This window comes from Paenibacillus sp. BIC5C1 (genome assembly GCF_032399705.1).
GTDB lineage: Bacteria > Bacillota > Bacilli > Paenibacillales > Paenibacillaceae > Paenibacillus > Paenibacillus taichungensis_A.
Genome location: NZ_CP135922.1, coordinates 716,803 through 741,728, shown reverse-complemented (window position 1 = coordinate 741,728; position 24,926 = coordinate 716,803). Strand labels below are relative to the sequence as shown.

23 protein-coding genes, 1 pseudogene and 1 riboswitch are annotated in these 24,926 nt (G+C 48.1%); of the genes and pseudogenes, 8 read left to right on the top strand and 16 right to left on the bottom strand.

The window, feature by feature from the left end:
• Nucleotides 1–30 precede the first annotated feature (30 nt).
• Entirely contained in the window at nucleotides 31–1,050 is a 1,020-nt protein-coding gene (locus RS891_RS03540; protein WP_315794437.1) for an amidase domain-containing protein, read from the bottom strand.
• Nucleotides 1,051–1,410: 360 nt separating this feature from the next.
• On the opposite strand from RS891_RS03540, the gene acnA reads away from it, so the two are divergent.
• A complete protein-coding gene (gene acnA, locus RS891_RS03535) occupies nucleotides 1,411–4,125 on the top strand; it encodes an aconitate hydratase AcnA (protein WP_113052206.1) in 2,715 nt (904 codons plus the stop codon).
• A 112-nt stretch (nucleotides 4,126–4,237) separates the two neighbouring features.
• Here acnA and RS891_RS03530 read toward each other — a convergent pair whose 3' ends face one another.
• The 6 genes and pseudogenes from RS891_RS03530 to RS891_RS03505 all read right to left on the bottom strand — a co-directional run bounded on the left by RS891_RS03530 (nucleotide 4,238) and on the right by RS891_RS03505 (nucleotide 8,572).
• A complete protein-coding gene (locus tag RS891_RS03530) occupies nucleotides 4,238–4,552 on the bottom strand; it encodes a hypothetical protein (RefSeq protein WP_113052205.1) in 315 nt (104 codons plus the stop codon).
• A gap of 34 nt (nucleotides 4,553–4,586) precedes the next feature.
• Nucleotides 4,587–4,985 (bottom strand): hypothetical protein, encoded by a 399-nt coding sequence (locus tag RS891_RS03525; RefSeq protein WP_315794436.1) that lies wholly within the window; start codon nucleotides 4,983–4,985, stop codon nucleotides 4,587–4,589.
• A gap of 268 nt (nucleotides 4,986–5,253) precedes the next feature.
• Entirely contained in the window at nucleotides 5,254–5,805 is a 552-nt protein-coding gene (locus RS891_RS03520) for a VanZ family protein (protein ID WP_315794435.1), read from the bottom strand.
• Nucleotides 5,806–6,036: 231 nt separating this feature from the next.
• Nucleotides 6,037–6,364: pseudogene (locus tag RS891_RS31625) on the bottom strand (M15 family metallopeptidase); the annotation flags it as partial.
• 431 nt (nucleotides 6,365–6,795) lie between these two features.
• Nucleotides 6,796–7,884, bottom strand: coding sequence for a HAMP domain-containing sensor histidine kinase (locus RS891_RS03510; protein ID WP_315794433.1), 1,089 nt, complete (start codon nucleotides 7,882–7,884; stop codon nucleotides 6,796–6,798).
• Nucleotides 7,877–8,572, bottom strand: a complete 696-nt coding sequence (locus RS891_RS03505; RefSeq protein WP_113052200.1) for a response regulator transcription factor — start codon at nucleotides 8,570–8,572, stop codon at nucleotides 7,877–7,879. Before RS891_RS03505 ends, RS891_RS03510 begins: the two co-directional genes overlap by 8 nt.
• A gap of 83 nt (nucleotides 8,573–8,655) precedes the next feature.
• Between RS891_RS03505 and RS891_RS03500 the strand changes: the two genes are divergently transcribed.
• The 5 genes from RS891_RS03500 (at nucleotide 8,656) to RS891_RS03480 (ending at nucleotide 12,333) form a co-directional block, all read left to right on the top strand.
• Nucleotides 8,656–9,606: a helix-turn-helix transcriptional regulator gene (locus RS891_RS03500; protein ID WP_315794432.1), complete on the top strand. Its 951-nt coding sequence runs from the start codon at nucleotides 8,656–8,658 to the stop codon at nucleotides 9,604–9,606.
• Nucleotides 9,607–9,675: 69 nt separating this feature from the next.
• On the top strand, nucleotides 9,676–10,497 hold the full coding sequence (locus tag RS891_RS03495) for a zinc ribbon domain-containing protein (protein ID WP_113052198.1): 822 nt from the start codon (nucleotides 9,676–9,678) through the stop codon (nucleotides 10,495–10,497).
• A gap of 541 nt (nucleotides 10,498–11,038) precedes the next feature.
• Entirely contained in the window at nucleotides 11,039–11,206 is a 168-nt protein-coding gene (locus tag RS891_RS03490) for a hypothetical protein (protein ID WP_161490662.1), read from the top strand.
• Between the two features lie 202 nt (nucleotides 11,207–11,408).
• Nucleotides 11,409–12,101 carry an aspartate/glutamate racemase family protein gene (locus RS891_RS03485; RefSeq protein ID WP_315794431.1) on the top strand — a complete coding sequence of 231 codons (693 nt, stop codon included), beginning with the start codon at nucleotides 11,409–11,411 and terminating at the stop codon, nucleotides 12,099–12,101.
• 64 nt (nucleotides 12,102–12,165) lie between these two features.
• Nucleotides 12,166–12,333: a hypothetical protein gene (locus RS891_RS03480; RefSeq protein WP_181586490.1), complete on the top strand. Its 168-nt coding sequence runs from the start codon at nucleotides 12,166–12,168 to the stop codon at nucleotides 12,331–12,333.
• 119 nt (nucleotides 12,334–12,452) lie between these two features.
• On the opposite strand, the gene thiC is transcribed toward RS891_RS03480, so the two are convergent.
• Nucleotides 12,453–14,237, bottom strand: coding sequence for a phosphomethylpyrimidine synthase ThiC (thiC, locus tag RS891_RS03475; protein ID WP_315796153.1), 1,785 nt, complete (start codon nucleotides 14,235–14,237; stop codon nucleotides 12,453–12,455).
• A gap of 374 nt (nucleotides 14,238–14,611) precedes the next feature.
• Nucleotides 14,612–14,725, bottom strand: a riboswitch (TPP riboswitch).
• A 119-nt stretch (nucleotides 14,726–14,844) separates the two neighbouring features.
• Nucleotides 14,845–15,588, bottom strand: a complete 744-nt coding sequence (locus RS891_RS03470; RefSeq protein WP_063568040.1) for an IclR family transcriptional regulator — start codon at nucleotides 15,586–15,588, stop codon at nucleotides 14,845–14,847.
• Nucleotides 15,589–15,946: 358 nt separating this feature from the next.
• On the opposite strand from RS891_RS03470, the gene RS891_RS03465 reads away from it, so the two are divergent.
• Together RS891_RS03465 and RS891_RS03460 are read left to right on the top strand one after the other, a co-directional pair.
• The gene (locus RS891_RS03465) at nucleotides 15,947–16,975 is read left to right on the top strand and encodes an alpha/beta hydrolase (protein WP_113052196.1); all 1,029 of its coding nucleotides are present in this window, start codon (nucleotides 15,947–15,949) and stop codon (nucleotides 16,973–16,975) included.
• A 200-nt stretch (nucleotides 16,976–17,175) separates the two neighbouring features.
• Nucleotides 17,176–18,495, top strand: a complete 1,320-nt coding sequence (locus RS891_RS03460) for a Fe-Mn family superoxide dismutase (RefSeq protein ID WP_315794430.1) — start codon at nucleotides 17,176–17,178, stop codon at nucleotides 18,493–18,495.
• 137 nt (nucleotides 18,496–18,632) lie between these two features.
• Here the strand turns inward: RS891_RS03460 and RS891_RS03455 are convergent, their stop codons facing one another.
• The 7 genes from RS891_RS03455 to lepB form a co-directional block, all read right to left on the bottom strand.
• Nucleotides 18,633–18,857, bottom strand: a complete 225-nt coding sequence (locus tag RS891_RS03455; protein ID WP_053779639.1) for a hypothetical protein — start codon at nucleotides 18,855–18,857, stop codon at nucleotides 18,633–18,635.
• 70 nt (nucleotides 18,858–18,927) lie between these two features.
• Entirely contained in the window at nucleotides 18,928–19,782 is an 855-nt protein-coding gene (locus RS891_RS03450; protein ID WP_315794429.1) for a lipoate--protein ligase family protein, read from the bottom strand.
• Nucleotides 19,783–20,011: 229 nt separating this feature from the next.
• Nucleotides 20,012–20,605: a GTP cyclohydrolase I FolE gene (folE, locus tag RS891_RS03445; protein ID WP_079695742.1), complete on the bottom strand. Its 594-nt coding sequence runs from the start codon at nucleotides 20,603–20,605 to the stop codon at nucleotides 20,012–20,014.
• 79 nt (nucleotides 20,606–20,684) lie between these two features.
• On the bottom strand, nucleotides 20,685–20,948 hold the full coding sequence (locus RS891_RS03440; RefSeq protein ID WP_113052193.1) for a YneF family protein: 264 nt from the start codon (nucleotides 20,946–20,948) through the stop codon (nucleotides 20,685–20,687).
• Between the two features lie 222 nt (nucleotides 20,949–21,170).
• A complete protein-coding gene (locus RS891_RS03435; protein ID WP_113052192.1) occupies nucleotides 21,171–22,202 on the bottom strand; it encodes an HD-GYP domain-containing protein in 1,032 nt (343 codons plus the stop codon).
• Between the two features lie 15 nt (nucleotides 22,203–22,217).
• Nucleotides 22,218–24,059 (bottom strand): tRNA epoxyqueuosine(34) reductase QueG, encoded by a 1,842-nt coding sequence (gene queG / locus RS891_RS03430; RefSeq protein WP_315794428.1) that lies wholly within the window; start codon nucleotides 24,057–24,059, stop codon nucleotides 22,218–22,220.
• A 177-nt stretch (nucleotides 24,060–24,236) separates the two neighbouring features.
• Nucleotides 24,237–24,842 carry a signal peptidase I gene (lepB, locus tag RS891_RS03425; protein ID WP_315794427.1) on the bottom strand — a complete coding sequence of 202 codons (606 nt, stop codon included), beginning with the start codon at nucleotides 24,840–24,842 and terminating at the stop codon, nucleotides 24,237–24,239.
• Nucleotides 24,843–24,926 lie beyond the last annotated feature (84 nt).

Below are 24,926 nucleotides of genomic sequence, written 5' to 3'. Positions count from 1 at the left end.
CGTCACCGAATCCCGTAAAATCTTTGACCCTCAAAACTCATCTGCAATGTGAAAAAGCCGGTACACCGTCCGCTCGTTCCAAGCGTAAGAATCCCGGTAATCCCAAAAACGGTGGCGACTGCTGACCGTATGTGCGTTCACAAGCGGCATGCCCCCCGCATCGAAAGCGGTCACGACGGTACTATGCTGAAACCTTCCGTCCCCGTCCCAGTCGTAAAGAATTACGTCTCCGAGCATTAACTGCTCCGGGCGCTCCACTTCGGTCGCTGACAATCCCCAACTGCTGCCGGATAAATAACGCTCCAGACTGTTAGACACGGCCCAGCTGTAACTCCACATTTCAGACCCATTTACATAGCCTTTGTACCACCATCCTGCTTCTCTTTTACCAGTATAGTGGATGGGCGCTCCCCCTGCAAAGAGACATTGGGACACGTAATTGGTGCAATCTACTTCGAATTCCTCAAATGCCGGGTTTCCCGCATTCCACCACCGATCCGCATAAGCGACAGCCAGATCCCTGCGATACAACTGCTGCCTCGATCTTCTACCCTGTCCCAGCACTTCTCGGTTAAGCAGCGGCCTATTCATCGCCTGTACAAAATCGGCTTGTTGAAAAGGACGGCCCTCTCCTACCGGGCGACGCTCCGGCACTTCACGTTCTACACGTGCAATGGTCCAAACTCCACCTTGCCTAAGAAAGGTCAGGCGTTCCCGCTCAATCCGGTCTTCCCGATGGGTCAAACCATTCTTCTCATAGAACAGCCTGCTGTACAATTGCACATCCACCACCGATTCATCTGCCCCATCCATAAGTGTCCGCACAAGCTTGGCGCTAGTCTCACTGCGAAGAGGCACGGCCCGCCGCTTGCGGTACCATTGGTCCAGTCTGGCCATCCGCTCCCCCCGCTCCAGCACAAATTCCGGATCGGTGACAATCCGTTCGCTTGTCTGTGGACGGTAGTCGATCTCACAGCGATTATACTGGTTCACGTAGGTATATAAGGCACTTTTCCATTCGCGTTCCAAGCCTGTGTCCCCCTTTGGCATGAGTTCTGTCCGGAATGATCCATTGCATGAAAACTCTTTTTTATTTATATGAGGGAATTTCGGTTGTATGTGTCTGGTTCTGTTTTGAAGCCTTATTATGGGGGATAATGCGTACGGAAGAGAGCGCGTCCATCTCCTTCACTTGAGAACGCATTCAATCTCTCAATGGCTTGGCTGGACAGGTAAAAAGCCCTTTACGTACGGAGCTGAAAACGGTATACTTAAAACTAAAGTTACGATTATGAAATTACGTTTCACCTAATGAAACTAACGAACAAGGACACGGAACGATGAAGGCCTGTTCTTCACCTAAATGAACGTTTTCTTCATCTCACCGACACATTTTAAGGAGGTACATGTATGTCAGCCAAGAATCATTTCTCCGCGGCCCGCAGTCTTGAGGTCGGAGGCAAGTCTTATCGCTACTACAGTTTAGATGCTCTTCAGGAAGGCGGCTACGGCGACCTTTCCAAGCTTCCTTTCTCCATTAAAGTGCTGCTCGAAGCAGCTATTCGTCAATTCGACGGACGTGCTATTACCGAAGAACATGTAAAACAACTGACCGGCTGGGCAGAAGGCCGTGACAATAACAAAGAAATTCCATTTATCCCTGCACGTATCGTTCTGCAGGATTTCACTGGTGTACCCGTTGTCGTTGACCTTGCAGCAATGCGCGATACCGTGAAAAAAGCAGGCGGCGATCCGAAACAGATCAACCCTCTCGTACCCGTTGATCTCGTTATCGACCACTCCGTTATGGTTGATGCATTCGGAACGAACGATGCACTCGACTACAACATCAAGGTTGAGTTCGAGCGTAACGAAGAGCGTTATCGTTTCTTGCGCTGGGCGCAAACGGCATTCAACAACTTCCGTGCAGTTCCACCATCCACAGGGATTGTTCACCAAGTTAACTTGGAATACCTGGCTTCTGTGGCTGCAACCAAAACCATTGACGGTGAAACGGTTGTATTCCCGGATTCCCTCGTAGGAACGGACTCCCACACCACCATGATCAACGGACTCGGCGTTGTTGGTTGGGGTGTTGGCGGAATCGAGGCTGAAGCAGGTATGCTCGGCCAACCGCTTTATTTTGTTACACCGGACGTTATCGGTTTCAAATTGACAGGCAGCCTGAGTGAAGGCGCAACAGCAACGGATCTGGCACTCACAGTTACCCAAATGCTGCGTAAAAAAGGCGTTGTCGGTAAATTTGTCGAGTTCTACGGACCGGGTCTTGGCAACATCAGCCTGGCTGACCGTGCAACAGTAGCCAACATGGCACCAGAGTACGGCGCAACAATTGGTTTCTTCCCTGTAGACAGCGAAACACTGAACTATATGCGTAATACCGGCCGTACCGACGAGCAAGTGGATCTGGTTGAGGCTTATTACAAAGCTCAAAACATGTTCCGTACTGCTGATACGGTTGATCCTGAGTTTACCGACGTGATCGAACTGGATCTGGCATCCGTTGTTCCAAGTCTCGCCGGACCAAAACGTCCACAGGATCGCATCGAGTTGACTCAAATGAAAGAAGGCTTCAACAGCATTATTCGCACGCCAATCGACAAAGGCGGATATGGACTGAGCGACGAGAAAATCGCTGAGAAAGTGCCTGTGAAACACCCTGACGGTTCCACTAGCGAACTGACTGCTGGTGCTGTCGTTATCGCGGCAATCACAAGCTGCACCAACACATCCAACCCTAGCGTTATGGTCGGAGCGGGTCTGCTTGCCAAAAAAGCTGTTGAACGTGGTCTGACTAAGCCTGGCTACGTGAAAAGCAGCTTGACTCCAGGTTCCCTCGTTGTTACCGAGTATCTGGAAAAAGCAGGTCTGATTGAATACCTCGACAAACTCGGATTCAACGTTGCCGGCTATGGTTGCGCAACTTGCATCGGTAACTCTGGCCCACTGCCAGACGAAGTAAGCGAAGCAATCGCCGAGAACGATATGACGGTAGCGGCTGTATTGTCCGGTAACCGTAACTTTGAAGGTCGTGTGCACGCGCAGGTCAAAGCCAACTATCTGGCTTCACCGCCACTCGTTGTGGCGTACGCTCTCGCGGGTACCGTTAATATTGATTTTGCAACCGATCCAATCGGTTATGATACCAACAATGAACCTGTATTCCTGAAAGACCTCTGGCCTAGCTCCGAGGAAATCAAGGATACCATCGCTAGCTCGCTGAATGCACAGATGTTCCGCAACAAATACGAGAACGTATTTACAGCTAACGAACGTTGGAATACGATTCCAGTACCGGAAGGCGAATTGTATGAGTGGGATCCAAACTCCACATACATTCAGAATCCACCATTCTTCCAGGAGCTTGGCGACAAGTTGACTGATATCGCAGATATTCGTTCCGCACGTGTTATGGCATTGCTTGCTGACTCCGTAACAACGGATCACATCTCGCCAGCGGGTAATATCGCACCATCCAGTCCGGCTGGACTGTACCTGAAAGAACATGGCGTAGAACGCAAAGACTTCAACTCTTACGGCTCCCGTCGTGGTAACCATGAAGTTATGATGCGTGGTACGTTTGCCAACATTCGTATTCGTAACCAAGTGGCTCCAGGAACTGAGGGTGGTATTACGAAATACCTGCCAACGGACGAAGAGATGTCCATCTACGATGCTTCCATGAAGTATCAGGATGAAGGACAGAACCTGATCGTTATCGCTGGTAAAGAGTATGGTACAGGAAGCTCGCGTGACTGGGCGGCCAAAGGAACATTCCTGCTTGGCGTCAAAGCCGTTATCGCAGAAAGCTTCGAGCGTATTCACCGCAGTAACCTGGTGGGCATGGGCGTAATGCCATTGCAATTCCAGGAAGGTCATGGCTGGTCCAGCCTCGGTCTGAACGGTCGTGAAACGTATGACATCACAGGTCTGAGCAATGATGTGAAACCAGGACAAGAACTGACGGTTACCGTAACTCGTGAGGACGGCACCAAGTTCGACTTCCCTGTTATCGCTCGTCTGGACAGCATGGTTGACGTGGACTACTACCATAACGGTGGTATCCTGCAAACCGTATTGCGTCAAATGATGAAAAAATCTTAATCGCATTTATATTTAATGCAGTTAAGTTATACAGAAAAGCTCCCCGTCACGTGCGCTCTGCACGGTGACGGGGAGCTTTTTTTTGATTTTGCTTTTAATAATCGATATACGTTTAAAAATCTATCCTCAATCCAACTTCCGAATCATCAGGTGGCGAAGGAATGCGATATACACCTCTGCAGTTTAATTTCTCCACGTTAATCCAGTCTGCAAAATCATCCCCACCATAGCAACGCACAAAAACACCATATTCTTTCTTACCCTCATGATCAATATATTCGGTATATTGGGTGAAAGGATGTTTCCCTTCTATACTCTGCAAAAAATCAGAAAACTCCCCTCTCCACTCATTTATCTGCTCTGCATATTGATCGGGGACATAATAATAGAAACCATCTGGCGTATAGTATGAAATCTTCATTATCATCTAGCAGACCTCCTAGATCCAATTTAATAGCAGTTTAGAGTTTTAAGATTTCCATACCTTCTTTTAGAAATGACGAGACGAGTGTATGATATTCAATTCCATCTGCTAGTTCTTGTTTTGTTTTATGTACCAGAAAGTGAGAGTATTTCTTCATCAGTTCATGCTCATTCAACTCAATGGGTAGGTAAATAAGCTCAACGTCACTTGAGTCAAAATAGTGTCGATAACCTCTCTCCGATTGCCCTACCTCCATCACGGTTGTTATGACCAGTAACTCATCACGTGTAAAGGTTTTTATCAAGTCTGATCTTTTCTGTTCTAAATCACGTACAAATTCTTCACCTTGCTGATTACGCTCAGCTTCAGCAATTTCACTTTCAATCTCCATGATCGCTTTCATTCTTCCTGCGAGTTGTTTAGCCAATGAATACAATATATATCCTCCTTGTAAGGATGTGGGTTGATAAATGTATCATCTCTACTCTACCTCATTAGCGATTCAGCTCGCAAACGAAGTCATTATCTGTTTACAATTACTCCACCTTATCTGGCAGATATAAAAGCTCCCCATAACGTACTCAGCACGTTATGGGGAGCTTCTCATATTAATATGACAAAGGCTGTGTAACGCATCTACACTTCCTTTTAATGTCCAATGTAATCTGATGCTTTATCCAGAGATTGCATGTGCATTCCCCTCCTTACACCCGACTCTGATTGGAACTATACTCTTTTTTCGCAGTGCTTGCTGTTCCTCCCACAATCATACGTTTCAGACCGATAAGCATGGTATATAGAACATAACCAACCATCCCACCAACAGTGTTCAACATAAGATCATCCACGTCGAATATGCCCATGCCCGTCAATAGCTGTGTCGCTTCAAAGGCAAAACTTAAGAGTAAGGAAAGTACGAGTACCTTTGCCCCTGACAAAAGCTTGTTCCCCATCAGTACTGGAATGAAAATACCCAGTGGGATAAAGGCCATGACGTTGCCCAGCAGATGAATTGCGGTACCCGGACGATGTAACGACAGGCTATGCCAGTCTCTTGAGATTTCCTGAAATGGCGTCAGGTTAACGGTTCGCGTATGAATCAGATCCGGTTGCTGCGCGATCGCCATAAGTTGAACCCTCACGATGCCCCAATCCACCGCATGACCCTTGAATAATATAAGCTTGGTTAGCAGATACAGATAGACGATCAATGCCGCGACCCATATCATCTTCATGTTGAACTCCTTAGGTTTCATAAACGAACCTCCATGTATTTCTAGTTGTTTATTCCTCCACCGTCACGACAACTCCCTTCATGTTGTCTCCCGATATCTCATATTGACCGTGCTCAGGGATATGAATGGTCTCATCTTTGGATGCATCGTAATAGCGTATAAAATAGTGCTCTCCCCCGACTTCGGCAGAAATGCTCTTTTTCTGCTGCAGCAGCTCCAAATATTGCTCCAGCACCAGATGATTATGATACATGATGGCGCTGTGCGGCAATCCCACATACCGGAAATGCCATGGTTCAAATTGGATGCCGGTGATGTCGACTTTATCCTTCGGGTAACGCAAGATGAATCCGAATTTCCATGCATTCTTTTCCAGCCAGGCTCCTTCTGGTGCTTCACTCATAGCAGCCAGCGTAGAGCCGATATCCATGGACAAGCCCAGGTTATGTTCACTATGTCCCGCGGGGAGCGCATAGTCCGATCCCTTTTCCTCATAAAGCTGCTCCTGCTTCGTAAAGTCCCTATAGCCACTGCTAATAATAAAATATCGCACGTCATCTTTCCCAGCAGCTTCAACCATCTTCTGGAACGCTTGCGCTACGTACTTTGACAACATAATTTTCTGATCCATCAATCCGTATCCCCGGACCAATTCATGTTGTTCAGCCAGATTGACAATGTCGGTTCTAACACCTTCCGCATGAACGGGATACTCCGAATTGACGAGCAATAAATTCCCCTTATGTACTTGATTCTGCATATCCACGTGAATTGTTTTGGTATAACCTGCACGAATTTCACCCGTATCCTGAACTTCCAGATTCGCCTCTTCCTTCTGCTCAAACAGTGCGGGTGACTTGGAAAAGATATATCCCAGTACAATGATACATATCAAAAATCCCCACTTTTTCATTCCATGCTCCTCCTTTACCTCGTAATTCAAGGATAGAGAAAACTAGTTAAAAAAAAGCAGGGCAATTCTAAAGTTTTTCTTAAATTCAGCCTTTTACTTCATTCTAATGCGGGCAACCGCACTTCAAACACGGTCCGTACGATATCACTTTGAGCCGAAATGGACCCATCATGCTGCTCCACAATATTTTTGGCAATAAACAGGCCCAGGCCTGTTCCACCTTCCTGAGGTGTCCGCGCACGATCTCCGGTATAGTACATATCGAAAATATGAGGCAGATCATCCGGATGAATATGTCCCCCATAGTTCATGATCTGAATGATCACCTGTCCTGCATCACGATGCCCATGGATATCCACGTAGAGACCATCTGTACCATGACGTGCTGCATTGATCAACAGGTTCTCAAACACGCGTGCAAGCACCTCACCATCGCCGGAGATGGTTAACTCGGAATCGATATGCAGTCGGGTGACCAGGTGGTTCTTTTCAAAAACAGGGTACAGCTCTTCGTTCATCTGCCGTAGCAGTTCACTAAGATCAAGTCTCTTCTTCTCAATCGACAACATACCATAATTCATCCGTGTAATCTCGAACAAATCATCGATCAGTTTCTCGAGACGTTGAGACTTGGTAAAAGCAATCGCTGTAAAGTGCCTAACCTGCTCCTCCGTCAGCTGATCATCCTTCATCAACAGATCCAGATAACCCAATACTGATGTTAGCGGGGTACGCAAATCATGCGCCAGGTTTACAACCAGCTGGTCCTTGCTGCTCTCCGCAAAATCTCCCCGTTCTACCGCTTCTCTCAGTTTCAGACTTGCCAGATTGATATCCTCAGCAATCGCGCCCAGCTCGTCCTTCGTCGAAATTTGCACACGGTGCTGGAAATCACCACTTGCGAGCTGCCGGATACCTGTGGAGATATTTTTGAAGTAGGTAACATACGGCTTGGTAAACCAGAAGAAAAAAAGGATGGCAAGCGGTATGAACAAGATGAGGAAAAAGTAAATATCCCCTATACTTCTCATAAAGTGACGATATTCCGCTAACTGATCTTCCGCACGCACACCGGTGTAATAGTATTGCATCACTTTATATACCCCAAAGGTAATCGCTCCAGATGCCAACATGCTTAAACCAAGCAACAGAATCATGGTCGTTCGAAAACTTCTGCGTTTATTCATTAAACGTATACCCCACACCCCAGATCGTTTTGATAAACTTGTTCTTGCCCACATCTTCGCCAAGCTTCTTGCGCAGGGTCCGAATATGAACCATTACGGTATTGCCGCTCTCATAATAAGCCTCTCCCCACACTTGCTCAAAGATGCTCTCCGCACTGAACACCTGTTTGGGATGACTCGCTAGCAGATACAGGATGTCAAACTCCTTCGGTGTTAACTCTACTGGCTTGCCGTATAAGGTTACGCTATGTTGATCTGGCGAGATAATGAGCCCGCCCTTCTCCAGAATGGAGCGCTGAATTGGTACAGACTGGCTGAATTGAAGTGAACGGCGCAGCTGGGAGTTGACCCGCGCAACCAGTTCCATCGGGTTAAATGGTTTCGTCATGTAATCGTCTGCGCCCATCACGAGTCCGGTGATCTTATCCATATCTGAAGTTTTGGCGCTCAGAAAAATGATAGGCAGGTGATACTGCTCCCGAATTTTGCGGGTCACCTCATATCCGTCCATACCCGGCATCATAATATCCAAAATGGCCAAATCTATTGCTTGTGTCTGAATGGCTTGAACCGCCGCTTTCCCATCAAATGCCTTGATGATGTGATATCCTTCTTTTTGCAAGTGCAATGCAACCAGATCAGCGATCTCAACTTCATCATCTGCGATCAAAATCGTAATACGCTTCATTGCTTATTCCACTCCTATATGTGATGCTCAACAATATAACATATCTGAATCCAACTTATAAATGATTGAAGGGAATCCAATATATGAAACTCGACCGTTTATTAGCCATTGTTGTGCTGTTAATCAATCGTGGCCGGGTGCAGGCCAAGGATCTGGCCGATACGTTTGAAGTATCCATCCGCACCATCTACAGGGATATAGACACGCTGGGTCAGGCCGGTATTCCTGTCGTCACCTATCAGGGTGCAAGCGGTGGTATTGGCCTGGCAGAGGGCTACCGGCTTGATCGAAATGTATTGACCGACAAGGATCTCGCCTCCATTGTCACTGCGCTGCGCAGTGTCTCCACCTCCCATACGAATGTTGCACGGGATCTATTAATGGAGAAACTCAGCAGCATCGTGCCTGAAGCCAAAAATGAGGATTTCCAAGCCAATACCAGCCGCTTCATTGTGGATTATTCGATGTGGACGCATCCCGAAGCGCTGGAAATGAAACTTCAACTCATTGAACAGGGCATGGATCAACTGCGGCCCATTACATTTACCTATTGTAGTGCAGAAGGTACTCAAACTCATAGAACGACCGATCCGCATACCCTTGTGCTCAAAAAACATTCCTGGTATCTCTATGCATTCTGTCACGAACGCAACGATTTCCGCATGTTCAAGCTGGTCCGTATGCGAGATGTCGCCCTTGCCCAAGGAAACTTCGAACGAAGGCCGATCAACCTGCAGGACAGGCCCTGGCAGCAAGAATGGGCAACTCCGGATAATAAAGTGGCCCTGAGCCTGAGATTCCATGCTTGTATCCGTCACATCGCAGAGGAATGGTTTGGCATAGAGAACGTCGTTTCGGATGGTGAGGGGTATTATATCAGCCAAGTCGCATTCCCGGAGGACAACTGGTTATATGGGTTCATTCTTGGATTTGGCGCGGATGTCGAAGTGCTGGAGCCTCTGCATATTCGGGAGGAGATTCGTAGAATTGCTGAACAAATTGTACAAAATTATAAAACCCCACCCTTAACCTGACAGACAGGTGTCCAGTTCCTACCGTTATACTTCTATTATATTCAAGCTGTACATAACAAGGAGGAATTGATGATGAACGTCACAGTATGCCAAAGCTGCGGAATGCCACTTACTACCCCTGCTCAATTCGGAACAGATATAGATGGCAATACAACCCGCGAATACTGTATCTATTGTTATAAAGAAGGCAAGTTCGAGCAACCCGATATTACGCTGGAGGGCATGATTGAAATGTGCACCGCCATACTGGACCAGGAAGGTATGGACGAGGAATCTGCAAGGGCGATGCTGCGTAACCAGCTTCCTTTTTTGAAAAGATGGAATGCCTCCGGCTCAGAACGGAACGTGACATTTGGGGCAGAAAATTCGGATGATTCCGTTGAATTTAATCAAGGAACTCGCGACAATCGGCTTTCCACAGAGCCCATTCGGTACGTCACACTGCCAGGAAAGCGCCTTGCAGGTGTGTCCGCCAGAACAACCAATGCCATTGAGATGAGTGGCAAAGGCTGTATTCAGGGACTCTGGAACAGCTACTTCGCCTCAGATCATCAGCCTGCCCCTGAAGCCAACCGCTATGGCTGTTACGCTAATTATACAGATGGCATAAATGGAGAATACACCATACTGGTGGGTCATGAGGTGGGTCTGGATGAAGCGTTGCCTGAGGGAGTGAGTTCCGTTAACCTACCGCCTGCAACATATGCGGTGTTCACCTCCAGAAAGGGCCCGATGGCCGAGGTCGTAGGTGAGGCCTGGGGTGCGGTGTGGGCCTGGAACAATCAAGGGGATCGCACGTTTACCGGAGATTTCGAATTGTATGATGAGCGCAGTCTCGATCCTGAGAACGTACAAGTGGACTTGTATATCGCTGTTCGCCAAGAAAAATAAGAAAAAGTGATTATGGTCATTCCTTAATTCGAATTGGACCATTGCGATCTATATCTCAAAATAGCATACCGCTCACGGATTTATGCAAAATGCTGTTAGGCTGTCAGGTTTTCCTGACGGCTTTTTGCCTTGTTCCCTTTATCTATCCACCAAAAAAATGCCCTAGTATGCACCCGACAACCGACCATGGTACCAAGTTAGCTAGCTTGCGTCGTACCTATACAACCAGACAATATGTCTTAATTTCGACACCATTGGCATTCCCAAAACTGGGTCTATTCACTTAACAACCGCTTCTATCCTCCCATACGAAACCTCACATATGCGGTCCTTTTCTCCTGAATTTACTTAAAAACGTTTACATCCCCTGAATACGGGGTAAAATCACTACAATCCAATTGGAATTACACCTTAAGTTACCTGTTTCGTCTAACAAGTCACAAATACCTATTTGCGTAACAGAGACGATAACCCGTCAGAATACATAATCTATCAATAATCACATATGCATATTCGAAAATGCATTAAAGGAGGAACCAAGATGATCCGCATGCCTATTCAGCAAATGATCCCGTACCACCATCAATATCCGCGCAACACGGCGACCACTGCTCCCAAAAAGGAGAATGAGAACACTCAAGGTCTATCCTTTCATGAAATTTTGCAACAAAAAATGGCTAAAAAGAATGCTGCCCCTTCTATGCGATAAATGAAATGACAAGCAAATCGAGAATCGCTTACGTGGTTTGCACCGTTCCTCTGCGAAGTTGTGGATGAACGGTTATTCGCGTTTTCACGATAAATGTTGTGAACTCAGTATTTTAAATATGTACAGTCTATTGCCTCATCCCTATAATGGGTTAAATATCTGCGGAACTTATATGAGACATAATCCATTTCAGGAGGCAAGTATGATGATGACCATTGGCTGTTTTCACGCTCACTATTCCAATATTGCACTGATTGAAGAAGCTCTCGCTCCTTATGAGGTTGAACTTGTACATTATGTCGATCCGGGCCTGGATCGCCTCAAACATGATTCCGATTTTACCGAGGCAGTTACGCATGAGAAAGTATCACAAACGCTGCAATGGATCGCCCACTGCCATGCAGATGCCATCCTCGTTACCTGTACCCTGTTTGCAGCCGTACTTGAGCAGGAGGCACAGCAAGTACCCGTGCCCGTGATTGGTATTGATGATCCCTTACTTCAGGAAATGCAGCAGAATTCTGGCGAGTACATTCTAGCGTTTACCAACCCTGCAACGATTGAAGGAACGATGGCGCGGGTGAATCAGGCTTTGCAGCAAGATGTTGAAGATGAGCAGCGACACGAGGCCGTGACCATAAAGACTGAAGCAGTACTGATCCCGGGCATATTCGAGTTAATTATGCGAGGCGATAAGGAAGGTTATCTTGCAGCAGTGAGCACCGGGTTACAGCAACTTGCTGAGCAGTATCCAGATAACACAGTCGTAGCCGCTCAATTGTCCATGGCTCCTGCAGCAGCACGGGTCACAGCAGTTACAGGCATGGCAATCTATAGCCCTTTGGTTTCGCTAGCAGCGTATTTGGAGAAGAAGTTGAGCTTGAAGCGGCGTTAGACTTTGAATCCGAGACGTAAGCCATTCAAACCATCTACGTCTACAATTGACGGGAGGAATAAGCGTGCGTTTTCTTTATGTTGTTATATTATTTGTAGTTGGATTTGCCTGTTCGGCGTTTATATATGGCGGTTCTCCCAGATTGAGTGATGCACTCTTATTTGTTATTGCGGGGATTTTATATAAAATGTGGAACAAGAAAAATCAAGAAACTCATCCTGATGAGAACTGAACGTTTTTCAGATGATGTACACATACAAGAACTCAGAAAAAGGGCCGCTCTTCTCCGCGATCACGGAGAGGAACGGCTTTTTACCATGTCAGGCTGCTCAGATTGCGCTATAACAGCGCCTAAGAGCGTGTCCGGTATTCCTCAGCCTTTTCCAACATGCCCGCTGCCACGGCCTCATTTTCGGACAAACCTTTGTCTGCGGCAAAAGCACGAATATCCTGCGTAATGCGCATGCTGCAAAATTTCGGCCCACACATGGAGCAGAAATGGGCTTCTTTGGCCCCTTCCGCCGGCAACGTCTCATCGTGGTAGGATAGCGCACGTTCCGGATCCAGCGATAGGTTGAACTGATCCCTCCAGCGGAATTCAAAGCGTGCTTTGGACAGCGCATCGTCCCGCCGCTGGGCACGCGGGTGACCTTTCGCCAGATCAGCGGCATGAGCAGCGATCTTGTAGGCAATAACGCCTTCCCGCACATCATCCTTATTGGGCAGGCCCAGATGTTCTTTTGGCGTAACATAACAGAGCATGGACGTACCAAACCAGCCGATCATCGCTGCTCCAATTGCCGAGGTAATATGGTCATATCCCGGTGCAATATCGGTCGTCAGCGGACCCAGCGTATAGAAAGGCGCCTCCTTGCAAATCTCCATTTGCAGATCGACATTCTCCTTAATCTTGTGCATCGGCACATGTCCCGGACCTTCAATCATCACCTGCACATCATGCTTCCAGGCGATTTGTGTTAGTTCACCAAGCGTAGCCAGTTCCGCCATCTGGGCTTCATCATTTGCATCGTAGATACTTCCTGGGCGCAGTCCGTCTCCGAGCGAGAACGCCACGTCATACCTTTTCATAATTTCGCAGATTTCTTCAAAATGGGTGTATAGAAAATTTTCCTGATGATGCGCAAGGCACCATGCTGCCATGATGGACCCGCCCCGTGACACAATACCCGTCATACGTTTGGCGGTCATCGGAATATAACGCAGCAGCACACCTGCATGGATTGTAAAATAGTCCACACCCTGCTCTGCCTGCTCAATGAGCGTATCACGATACAACTCCCAGGTCAGTGCTTCAGCTTCTCCATTGGCCTTCTCCAGCGCCTGATAGAGCGGTACTGTTCCAATCGGCACAGGTGAATTGCGGATGATCCATTCCCGGGTCGTATGAATGTCTTTGCCTGTGGACAGATCCATCACGGTATCCGATCCCCAGCGTACCGCCCAGGTCATCTTCTCCACCTCTTCTTCGATGGAGGAGGATACCGCAGAGTTGCCGATGTTCGCATTGATCTTCACATGAAAATGACGCCCGATCAGCATCGGCTCACTCTCCGGGTGATTGATGTTTGATGGTAGGATGGCCCTGCCACTCGCCAGCTCCTGCCGCACAAACTCCGGTTCCACCCCCTCACGAATGGCGGCGAACTCCATCTCCGGTGTGATCATCCCCTGTCGTGCATAATGCATCTGGGTCACGCTGCGCCCTGCCTGTGCCCGCAATGGTTTGCCACGCAAGCCCGGATACTCCTCGGCTCCTGCTCGCTTTCCTCCCGGTTTCAATCCGTTATCCTCCGGTTTTACCGTTCGTCCCTGGTAGGCTTCAACATCTTCACGCTCCGTAATCCAGCGGGTACGCAGCGCCGGCAACCCTGCCCGGATATCGGCATGAAATCCGGGGTCGGTCATCGGTCCGCTCGTATCGTAGACACGCAGTGGTTCGTTATGCTCCACTCCTTGAGGAGTATTGGTGTCATGAAGGGCAATTTCACGCTCCGGTACAGCAATGTCCGGTCGTGAGCCCTGAATGTACACTTTGCGGCTGCCCGGGAAGGGCTGAACCCGTCCTGCCGTACCTTTTTCCTTTGCCAACTGCTGATCCTGCTTGTCCTGTCCCATCGCTTCTTGTCCCGTTTGGTTTCCTGTACTCATCGCTCTTGTCTCCTCCTTATTGGTGATTGCCTGGATTGAAATGCTTGCATACGGATCCAAACCATCCAACACATAGAAAAGGAAAGAGCGAACCTACAACACAAAATAGAGACATACAGTTCAAGTAATACAGAATTCGGGGCAAAGGCTATTGGAACCCCATGCTCGCCAATGGCTCCCAGCTCAATATCTAAAAGTAGCTCTGACACTGGCTTCCGCCTATTTACTGTATAAAAAAGCCGGTTCCCGAGGGAACCGGCTTATGTCCATCACCAATAACGCACCTCATTCAGGCTCCATAAGGGAGTCCGTCCATAGGCCACATGATATGGTGTTCGTGGTCGTATCGCCGATTACTTCCCTACGCTGGTATGATCCAGATCAGGTGCAAAGGGTCCGGAATCTCATGCGATTCCGTCTCAGTCCGGACAATTCGGACTCCCCCAGTAACGTTAACAAGTTGCTGCATCTAAGCCGCAAATACATATTTAATTATACTGACCCCGTTGGGCCGTCCATTACAGAGTAGCGCAACCGAATCATAAAAACAACCTTTAAATTCCAGAAAATATAATCAGGATAACATAAGTCCCATCTGTGTCGCAGCTTCCTTCAGCACAGGTGCGTATTCATGCAACGTCTCCTGTGAGAGGCGACTAACAGGCCCGGATACTGACAAAGCAGCAGCGATGTTTCCTTTCCGATCCATAATGGGTACAGATACTGCGGCGGCTCCCGGTTCACGTTCCTCATAACTTGTTGCGTAGCCATATTCAAGAATGTCTTTCATCTGTGCCAAATATACTTTGGGATCGATAAATACCGGCCATTCCGGTCCATTCATCAGATCTTCGCGGTCCTCTTCGGTGGCAAAAGCCATCAGCACTTTGCTGGATGCTCCCACAGATAACGGAAGTCTGACGCCCACCGGAGCTACACGACGAATCGCCTGATCACTCTGCACGGCCTGAATGCGAATCCGCTCACTGCCATCACGAAGATATAAACTCACGGTTTCGCCCAGTCGATCTCTGAGCCGCTCCATCGCAGGAAGGAGCAAAATGGCAGGATCATCGCTGCGAGACATATGGGCAGACAGTTCCCAGATGCGTATGCCAAGCCGATACTTCTCAGTTGCAGCATCCCGGATCACGAACCCTTTGTCCTCCAAAGTAGCCATCAGACGATGGACTGTACTCTTGTGCAGACCGATCTGGCTGGCAATTTCCGTGAGTCCCAGATCACTGCGGGTTGTAAAACACAATAATATATCCAGCGCCCGTTCTACAGCCCGGACGGTTAACTTTCGGTCTTCCATGGCAAGTTGCCCTCCTCATGTTTCATCACATGAAACTTGGTTACATAAATTATATGAGAAACGGTCTCATCTGTAAACCAAAAAGCGCCATTTGGAATAGGGATATTTGTAAATATTTTCTTTTTATAAATTAGAATCCCCTGCATTTTGCACCCTAAGGAAATGTTACCCATATATCTTCAGAACTATATAACAATTGCGTAACAAATGGCCTCAATCAATTGACTTTGACTATATTGGAACATACGATAAAGATATATTAAATTAAGATTTTGCTTCATAAGTAGTCAGAAAAATCATTTATCCGCTCTGTTCGTCTCGTTGTTATCTTCATTTGATTTTTAAAGGAGGGGCAATCATGTATCCGACATCCCAGAGCGAAGCCCCGCTGCAAACGAAAGTATCAGATCTGCCTTCTTCGTTATCACCGAGGCTGATCCGGTTCAAACATATTGTCGTGGCGTTGTTGCTCTCCGTTGTATTTTTTCTGCTCTTTTGTTTCATTGCACTACACGGTTATATTGCTTGGGTATTATCCAATCCAACTGTAGCGCCTGTATTCTCCAATCCCATGCAGGCGAAGAACATGAAGTATCAAGACATTACGTTCCCGGCAGCAGACGGCAGTCGAACGATGCAGGGTTGGTATATTCCGGCTGATGATAATGCAAACAAAACCATCATATTCAGCCATGGATATGGTGCGAATCGTGAAGAGACCTGGGTACCGATGTATGACTTGGCCCATTATGCTCACCAACTCGGCTTCAATGTGGTGATGTTCGATTACGGTTTCGCTTCACAGGTGAACAAAGCTGTCGCCACAGGCGGCAAAGCCGAGTCCCAGCAGCTGCTTGGTGCTATCCAGTTTGCGAAGCAGCGCGGAGCTCAGGAGCTTGTCGTATGGGGATTCTCCATGGGTGCAGGTACAGCCCTGCAGACTGGGCTGATTACCAAGGATGTGGATGCTATGATTCTGGACAGCACCTTCCTGCTTGAGCCGGATACGCTGTATCACAACATCCATAATCAGATTGATCTTCCGCGGCAGCCTACACTGGAGATTATGAACCTGCTGTTCCCGATTCTGAACGGAACCGGATTACAGCAAATTCCGTATCAGGAAGTGAAAAAAGAAGATTATCCTTTCCCGATTTTCTTCATCCATGGTACAGAGGATGAGAAAGCTCCTTACCCCATTGCAGAGCTGCTTGCCAGCAACCAAACCAATCCAAAATCCGATGAATGGATTGTGGATGGTGCGCACCATGAGCTGATCTTCCGGGAGCATCCGAAGGAATATCTGCGCCGTGTCTCCACATTCCTGAGTCATGTGACGAAGACGAGCAGCGATGATGTGGAAAATACCAATACCGGAGAATCGTGAAGATTCGGTATTTCAAGAGCCCCTATGGGGCTCTTTTTTGTTTATACATAGGACAACATGCTTGGAGAATATACTTTTGGGACGTAATTAAAGACAGCTCTCTAGCTTGTACATTACAAAATTGAGCGAACGGGGAGATTAAATTTTATAACTGCTGCTGGATGTGAATTTGAATTCATCTGAACGGAGGTTTACCGCTTATGAATTGGTATGGATATGGGCATCTGCTGCCTCTGCGGGTACTCGAAGAAGTCCGTTTCTGGAAAGAGCAAGAGAAGGAACATACGATTGTCATTCGTGCATTGGTTCCTGATCTTGAACCCTCTTATGTCAATTGGCTTGCGGAGTGGGAAGCAATCTTTGAGAATAGTGAACGAGTCGCGAATCAGCTGTTGAAGCAAATACTGCCGGGAACCCAGCCGCCTGCTCCCTACATCATCCGCTGCATTGAACAGCTCGTAGCGGCTGCCTGCACACAATCGCGAGAGTTCATTAGACAGTTGTACGTCTTGCTGGAAAGTAATGCTGTTCAGCATGTGCCGATTGCCAAAATAGTTATCCTGCATTTCATTCGTGAATCCGAGTATTTCCTGGGGGTACTTGAAACGCTGAAACAATCTGGATCTTTGCGAGATTTGGTGTCTGATCCCTCTTTTTCACTGAAACCTATTCTTCAAACCTCGGGACAACCGACTGATCCCAACGTACAAGTTGCTTCAACGCCCGTGTCTGAACAACCCTATCGTGAAGCTGTAGAAGAATCGTCCAATACCGCAGGAAAAGTCAACAACCCCACTCCATCGGTACAGGCACAATCTTCAGCGGCTGTCCATTCTCCAAATGCAAGCGCAGAGGGCACAACCGACTCTTCAGCAGCGCCAGTCAAAGAAAAACCTGTACCTATTGGTGGACACACACTGCCACCCCTGCCCTATGCCTACAATGCGCTGGAACCGCATATTGACGAGATGACGATGCGTATACACCATGACAAACACCATCAGTCCTACGTGGACGGACTGAACACCGCGGAGAAAAAGCTGGCAGAATCGCGGAAAAAGAATAATTTTGAACTCGTCAAACATTGGGAACGTGAACTCGCGTTTAATGGTGCAGGTCATTACCTGCATACGATCTTCTGGACGATCATGAACCCCAAAGGTGGAGGCAAGCCTTCCGGTATGCTCGCAGAGCAGATCAAGCGGGATTTTGGCAGCTATGAAGCGTTCAAGAATCAATTCACCGAAGCCGCCAACAAAGTGGAAGGCAGCGGTTGGGCCATGCTGGTATGGAGCCCGCGGGCGCATAGATTGGAAATTTTGCAGGCGGAGAAACACCAGAACTTATCTCAGTCCGACATTGTGCCTCTCCTGCCGCTTGATGTATGGGAACACGCCTACTATCTGAAACACCAGAATGAACGCAAAAAATATATCGAGGATTGGTGGAAGGTTGTTTACTGGCCAGCTGTGGCGGAACGTTACGAAACTGCGCGCAAGCTGTTATGGCCGCCTTATTGAAATTAGGGTTGGAGTTATGCGAAAAAGAGATATCACCAGCTTATAGACTGAAAGATCTCTCTTTTTCGCAAAAAAAAGCAAGCCTCCTGATTCAAGAAGACTTGCTTGTAATAGGATAATCTATGGACCCCAAGCCTTTAAGAGGCGCAACCCTCACAGGCAACATAATTGTCGCCAACCTGTTTGCTAATCGCGATCAGATCGCCCAGCTTGATATCTTCTTCACCTGTAAATTCAAGATCAGCGATACGTGCAACGATCAGGGCAGCTGCTTCTTCCTTGCTTGTAGCCATTTGGCTGAATTCAGACTTTTCGCCTGTGGAAATGACCTCATATAAGTACGTATATCTTAAAGTTTCCATGTAGACACTCTCCTTCCGAAATCACATCATATCATCTCTATTACCCAATTCCAAGTCCAAGCTTCCGAACCTAATCGTAACGCAGTTTCATCTGCTCAGCCGTCCGCCTAACGGCTTCCCGATCCACGCTCAACACACGGCTTGTCTCCGCCAAGGGAAAACGTTGACGCAGTGTGCGTACCAACGAGGCTGTATACGCCGCAGCAGAAGGGACACCTGCCAGTTCATACAAACTTGCCATCGTTCCGGGCCGAACATCCGGGTATCCTTCGCTGGAACCGTCTGCTGCATCCTGATAGAACTCACGCACGTCTGCTGCCAATTGGTCCCCTTGTCCTTCCACGATGATAAAGGCCGTAATGATATAAGCCTTGGCCTGTCTGCGCTGGGCAATACCACAGAATTTCAGTCCACCCACACTGACATCATAATCGCCAGGACAGAAGGCGCCTTCGATCTCCCCCGTACGTGCCTGACTCGACCACGGTGTTAGCGAATCAGCAATCAGTGAGGACATCTCCCGAAAATCATCGTGAATATTGATGGCACGTCCAGGGTTGGGTAAAATTAAAGATACGTTAACCACCCCTGGATTCAGGGGAACTGCCGCACCACCGGATGGACGAACACAGACCGCCGTTCCCCGGCTTCTCATGCGTTCCATCGCTTCTACCGCCTGAGGCAGCCTCCGGTCCCTCAGTCCCGCCACAAAGGCATCTGGATGCCGCCAAATATGAGCAACGGGCAAGTGACCTTCTCCCACCTGGCGGCACATGATTTCTTCCCAAGCAAATGCTTCAAGTACACTGCTCCCGTGGCGCAGCAGCGGTGTCTCCCAAATTTGCAGAGGCAATGAATGATCAAGCTGCATCTGCTGCTTTGCTCCCGGCGATCCGGGTTGATCTGAATTGGACGGTACACTCATATAAGATAGCCTCCGACTAAACTAATCTGGATGAATTGTGTGAATGCAAAAGTAATATGTAAATAAGCCGGTTCCCCAGGGAACACGGCTTATTTATGAAAGCTTCCATAGGCACAAGCATCTATACTGCCATTTCAGACTAGCAAATTGCCGACTGATATGGAAACAACATGATAGTGCCACAGGATTCAACGCTTCTGGCTTGTCCAACGAGTGGAATGAGCCGATCTTAATCTTTCATGAGCGATAGGAACTCGGCACGCTGTGCCGGATTTTCACGGAAAGAACCACGCACAGCAGACGTTACCGTCTTGCTGCCTGGCTTCTTCACGCCGCGGGAACACATGCACAAGTGCTCGCCTTCCACGACAACCATGACACCGTTGGGCTCTACCGCTTCAGTCAGAATATCGGCAATCTGTGAGGTAATGCGCTCCTGAACCTGCAGGCGGCGGGTAACTGCCTCCACCAGACGGGCCATTTTGCTCAATCCCACAATTTTGCCACTCGGTACATATCCAATGTGCACCTTACCGAAGAAAGGCGCCATATGGTGTTCACATTGGCTGTAATAGACAATGTCCTTCACAATGACCAGTTCTTCATGATTCTCGTCAAACGTCACACCAAGTACATCGCGCGGGTCCACTTCATACCCGCCAAAAATCTCTTCATACATCCGGGTTACGCGTGCAGGCGTTTCTAGCAGCCCTTCCCGCGTACTATCCTCACCGATCAATTGCAAGATCTGTTCAATGTGATACTCGATCTTCTCCCGATTGTCGGATACTTTTGAATTCAAATAATCTTTAACGCCAGCCACTGCCGAACGCCTCCTTTCGAACCACATACTGTAAGCAGCTATTCACTTCAGCATTATGCATAATGCTCGCTCACAGCTATTATTTTCGGCGGCCCGAGTTTTTACGCGCAGGATGTTGTTGCGGCTGAGGCATCTTCGCGCCTGGCTGCTGGTTCTTCATCATCTGCTGGGCGCGCTGCATTTGCTTACCGTTCAGGTTATAACCCATTTGCTTCGCCATCTTCTGGAGCATGTCGGGATCGCTTTGCATTTTCTCAAGCTGTTTCCGCAAGTAGTATACCCCAATGAAAAATCCTCCGACCAGACCAACAATCAATGTAATAATCGGTATTGCTATTGCCATCTCTTAGACACCTCTGTATGCAATCTAAAAAGCCTGATGATCCGTGTCAGCACATGATGTTATACGTTCACAATGCAAACATGACACGCACCGGATTTCCTGAAAGTTATCATAGCATTTCCGCACGCCTTGAGCAAACGGATTTTCCAGCTATACGCTGAATTTAACATCCAGAAAACAGATCGAAAACATTCAATAAATCTCTCAGGAACTTCGTATACGTTACATCAATACCGCCTCTATGAAAACGGTTGTATGTTGAGCCAGATCCACTTCAATCACATCCAGATCATAACGTGTACTGCCACGCGCCACCCGAATGACAGGCCTGCCGGGCAAACCCCGATGCTGACGTACAATGACTCCGGTCTCTTTGGTAGACAAACGAACTGCTGTTCCATTTGGATACACGGACACACTTCGGTTGAATTCGATCAGAATGTCACGATCCAGCTTCGTGCCAGACATCGCCATCATCTCTTCACAGGCTTCGTGTGGCAGCATAATTCTACCAGAAAGGCCATTAATCAGATTATCATACGTGTTAGCTGCACTGACGATTTTAGCGAACAGATGAATGTCTTTTCCCTTGATGCCCCTCGGCAGTCCCGTACCATCCACATGCTCATGATGCTGTAGAGCCGTATGCGCCACAAGCAGATTGAACTCTCGTTTGGACTTGATCAACTCGAACCCTCTCCACGTGTGATGCAAGGAAGAGTTTGCTGCTGAACCGCTCCCCGGTGGCTCCCCCACTTTGCCGATGTCATGCAATAGAGCTCCGACGGCCAGATCCTTGAGCTGTACATAGTTAAGCCCCAGATTCAGACCAATGACAGAAGACAGCAAACATACATTCATGGCATGAACATACTGTGCGTTATCTTTGGTCCGAATATCTGTGAGCTGGACAAGCAGTTCACGCCCGTTCAGAACATCGTTCAACAATTTATCTATGCTGATGGCAACCTTCTTCGGGCTCCAGTCTTTCCCGGAACGGATAGAATCGAGTGTAACACTCATTTCATTAATGACTGCCTTTTTCGTGGCTTCATCCAGAATGTCTTCTGTATCCACATCTTTATAAGCTTCATCCTGGATGTACAGCATGGTCACACCAATACGCTTGAGCGTATTAACCATAAATACGGTGAGCTGGACTCCGGCAGACAACAATACCGTGCCGTTGCCGGAATATATGGTTTTACCCAGAAGCTCCCCCGCCTCCACGCTCTCCACGTTAACATACTTCATGAACGTCCCCCGCTCTTACGATTGCTGCTCCAATGTGAGTAATTGCTCTTTGGTTTGCAGCCCGCCTACATAACCCACCAGGGTTCCGTCTTTACCGCTGATGCGGTGACAGGGAATAATAATCGGAATCGGATTTTTACTAATGGCATCCAGAACTGCTCGAACAGCTTTGGGCCTGCCGATGATTTCCGCAACCTGTTGGTGTGTTGAGGCCTCTCCATAAGATATATCGGACAGGACTTGCCATACTTGTAGCTGGAATGGTGTTCCAAACAAATCAAGCTTCAGTTCAAACGCTTTTCGTTCTCCCGCAAAATACTGCTTTATCTGCTGTGCAGCTTCGCTCAGCTTCTCTTCATTTTTCTCATATCGATATTCGCCGATCCATGTACGGGCCCATTGTTGCAGATGCGCCTCGCGCACATGGAATGCACCAAAATCAATGTGACACAAGCCCTTATCCGTGGCACAGAGCGTAAGTGTACCGATCGGTGTCAGCACCTCATCGTAATATACCGGTGTACCACTCAGGCCTGTTACGGCTGACGGTTTCCATGCTGCAGCTTCCGGCTTGGTTGGCTCTGTCTTCTGCCCATTTTCCTGTTCGGATGTCATATTCAGTTCCTTCTGTTCCTCAGGCTTATTGTTGCTATTCGGCTCTGCCTGAGGCTTATCGGGTAAGGTCTGGGACGAACTCAGTCGTTCCTTGGCCTTCTGCAGCATGCTTAGCACGTTCCCATCTTGTTCGTTAGCGGCAGCTTCCCCAATGGCTCTCATTGCGTCTTCTCCTCCAATTCTGCTCAGCGCCCAAGCTGCAGTTCCCCGCAGTTCGGGACGCGGATCACGCTTCAGTACCTCCGTTAGTTTCGGTACAGCGGTTTTGTCTTTGAAATTGCCGAGGGCAATTACGGCGTTGCGCTGGATTGGCTTTTTGCCCCGCCAAGCGGCAGAGCTTTGGCCAAAGCGCTCTTTGAATTCACGGTTACCGATGTCAAGCAGCGGTATCAGCAAAGGTTTTACAATCTCCGGATCAGGATGAAACTCGGGATGGTGGTCCCAGTTTTTACCCCGATTCTTCGGACAGACAATTTGACAGGTATCACAACCGTACAGACGATTGCCGATTTTCAGCATAAACTCTTCATCCACGAAGCCTTTCGTCTGGGTCACAAACGAAATGCAGCGCTGTGCATTCAGTTGTCCCGGCCCGACCAGTGCTCCTGTTGGACAGGCATCAATACACTTCGTACATTCACCACAATCCTCGGTCACCGGGTTATCTGGCTGAAACGGGATATTCGTGACCAATTCGCCGAGAAAGATCCATGAACCGAATTTGGGCGATATAATGGCACAGTTCTTGGCACTGAATCCAATCCCCGCTCGCTGGGAAACAGCACGGTCCACCAATGCCCCCGTATCTACCATACTTTCGATCATGGCTTCAGGTACGCGCTCACGTATAAAATGAACCAGCTTGTCCATTGCTGCACGCAGGACCTGGTGATAATCCTGCCCCCAGGCGGAACGAGCCAGAATACCACGGTATGCACCAGGCTCCGACTTCGGCGGATTGACCATCTTCGATGGATAAGCCACGGCAATGGCAATGAGCGAAGCAGGCTCGCCATCTTTCAACTCTGGACGTATCCTTTTCTCAATATCAGGCTCCTCAAATCCGGATTCGAACCCTTTCGCCCGATGCTGCTCCAGAATGGATTTCAATGTCACGAATGGTTCTGCCGAAGCAAATCCTATATCATCAATACCCATCTCGGGAGCAGCTGCCTTAATCTCTTGTTTTAACTTCTCCCATACAGCTGCTGCCTTTGCTGCTCCGGTCTGTACACTCGTCATATCTATTCCCTCTTTTCTTCCACGCTAATTCCGCAAATAGTGAACGCCCGCCTCAGGTGGGAGGACAGGCGCTGATTTCGATATACAAGTCGGACATACCGGAGCAAAAAGAAACCGAGTCTATATCGTTTAACGCAAAATGCAGCGTGAAGTTGTTGTCCTTGTCCTGCTAACATTTTACAGTTTTTTAATTTCTGAGAACGGCCAAAAAATAAACTCCGCTCTACCTACAATTTCACTGGATGTAACGCTGCCAAACACACGGCTATCCTTGCTTTTGCCTTCATGACGGTTATCTCCCATCACAAAGTAATGATCCGCTTCCAGCGTAATTGGTCCAAAATCAGGGTCCTGAACCTCCGTATCCGTGTACGTTTCCGCTTGCTGCTCCCCATTCACGAACAGATGATGATCACGTACCTCAACCGTATCACCGGGAAGCCCAACAATCCGTTTGACCAGAAAATCTTTTTTCTCAACACCTTCGCTTGGATCACGAAGCACAATAACATCTGATCGGGATGGCGTTCCAAAATCATATACAATTTTATTTACAAACAGACGATCTCGCTCAACCAGCGTAGGCTGCATCGATTGACCTTTGACCATTGAAAGATTAAATACAAACAGGTTCAACAGCATCATGATTACAAATGCAATCACTATCGTTTTCACCCAGTCCCAAAGCTCTGCACCCCAGGATTTCCCCGGTTGATCAGGCACTCCCGGACCATTTCGTTCCTTGGAAGCCACATGCTCCGTTGAAAGATTATTGGAGTTCAAAGAGACACCTCATTTATCCATTTTGTGAAGAAAAACGTAAATCGACGTACTTTCAAGGAAGACAGAACGCGTATAGTGACCGTT

What these genes read in the sequence shown, in the direction of transcription:
- RS891_RS03485 (WP_315794431.1), top strand. Translation starts at nt 11,409, where the DNA reads ATGATGATGACCATTGGCTGTTTTCACGCTCACTATTCCAATATTGCA.
- RS891_RS03455 (WP_053779639.1), bottom strand. Translation starts at nt 18,857, where the DNA reads ATGGAAACTTTAAGATATACGTACTTATATGAGGTCATTTCCACAGGC.
- RS891_RS03495 (WP_113052198.1), top strand. Translation starts at nt 9,676, where the DNA reads ATGATGAACGTCACAGTATGCCAAAGCTGCGGAATGCCACTTACTACC.
- RS891_RS03530 (WP_113052205.1), bottom strand. Translation starts at nt 4,552, where the DNA reads ATGATAATGAAGATTTCATACTATACGCCAGATGGTTTCTATTATTAT.
- acnA (WP_113052206.1), top strand. Translation starts at nt 1,411, where the DNA reads ATGTCAGCCAAGAATCATTTCTCCGCGGCCCGCAGTCTTGAGGTCGGA.
- RS891_RS03465 (WP_113052196.1), top strand. Translation starts at nt 15,947, where the DNA reads ATGTATCCGACATCCCAGAGCGAAGCCCCGCTGCAAACGAAAGTATCA.
- RS891_RS03440 (WP_113052193.1), bottom strand. Translation starts at nt 20,948, where the DNA reads ATGGCAATAGCAATACCGATTATTACATTGATTGTTGGTCTGGTCGGA.
- RS891_RS03490 (WP_161490662.1), top strand. Translation starts at nt 11,039, where the DNA reads ATGATCCGCATGCCTATTCAGCAAATGATCCCGTACCACCATCAATAT.
- RS891_RS03500 (WP_315794432.1), top strand. Translation starts at nt 8,656, where the DNA reads ATGAAACTCGACCGTTTATTAGCCATTGTTGTGCTGTTAATCAATCGT.
- thiC (WP_315796153.1), bottom strand. Translation starts at nt 14,237, where the DNA reads ATGGGACAGGACAAGCAGGATCAGCAGTTGGCAAAGGAAAAAGGTACG.
- RS891_RS03460 (WP_315794430.1), top strand. Translation starts at nt 17,176, where the DNA reads ATGAATTGGTATGGATATGGGCATCTGCTGCCTCTGCGGGTACTCGAA.
- RS891_RS03470 (WP_063568040.1), bottom strand. Translation starts at nt 15,588, where the DNA reads ATGGAAGACCGAAAGTTAACCGTCCGGGCTGTAGAACGGGCGCTGGAT.
- RS891_RS03435 (WP_113052192.1), bottom strand. Translation starts at nt 22,202, where the DNA reads ATGAAGTATGTTAACGTGGAGAGCGTGGAGGCGGGGGAGCTTCTGGGT.
- RS891_RS03520 (WP_315794435.1), bottom strand. Translation starts at nt 5,805, where the DNA reads ATGAAACCTAAGGAGTTCAACATGAAGATGATATGGGTCGCGGCATTG.
- RS891_RS03450 (WP_315794429.1), bottom strand. Translation starts at nt 19,782, where the DNA reads ATGAGTGTACCGTCCAATTCAGATCAACCCGGATCGCCGGGAGCAAAG.
- queG (WP_315794428.1), bottom strand. Translation starts at nt 24,059, where the DNA reads ATGACGAGTGTACAGACCGGAGCAGCAAAGGCAGCAGCTGTATGGGAG.
- RS891_RS03540 (WP_315794437.1), bottom strand. Translation starts at nt 1,050, where the DNA reads ATGCCAAAGGGGGACACAGGCTTGGAACGCGAATGGAAAAGTGCCTTA.
- RS891_RS03505 (WP_113052200.1), bottom strand. Translation starts at nt 8,572, where the DNA reads ATGAAGCGTATTACGATTTTGATCGCAGATGATGAAGTTGAGATCGCT.
- RS891_RS03510 (WP_315794433.1), bottom strand. Translation starts at nt 7,884, where the DNA reads ATGAATAAACGCAGAAGTTTTCGAACGACCATGATTCTGTTGCTTGGT.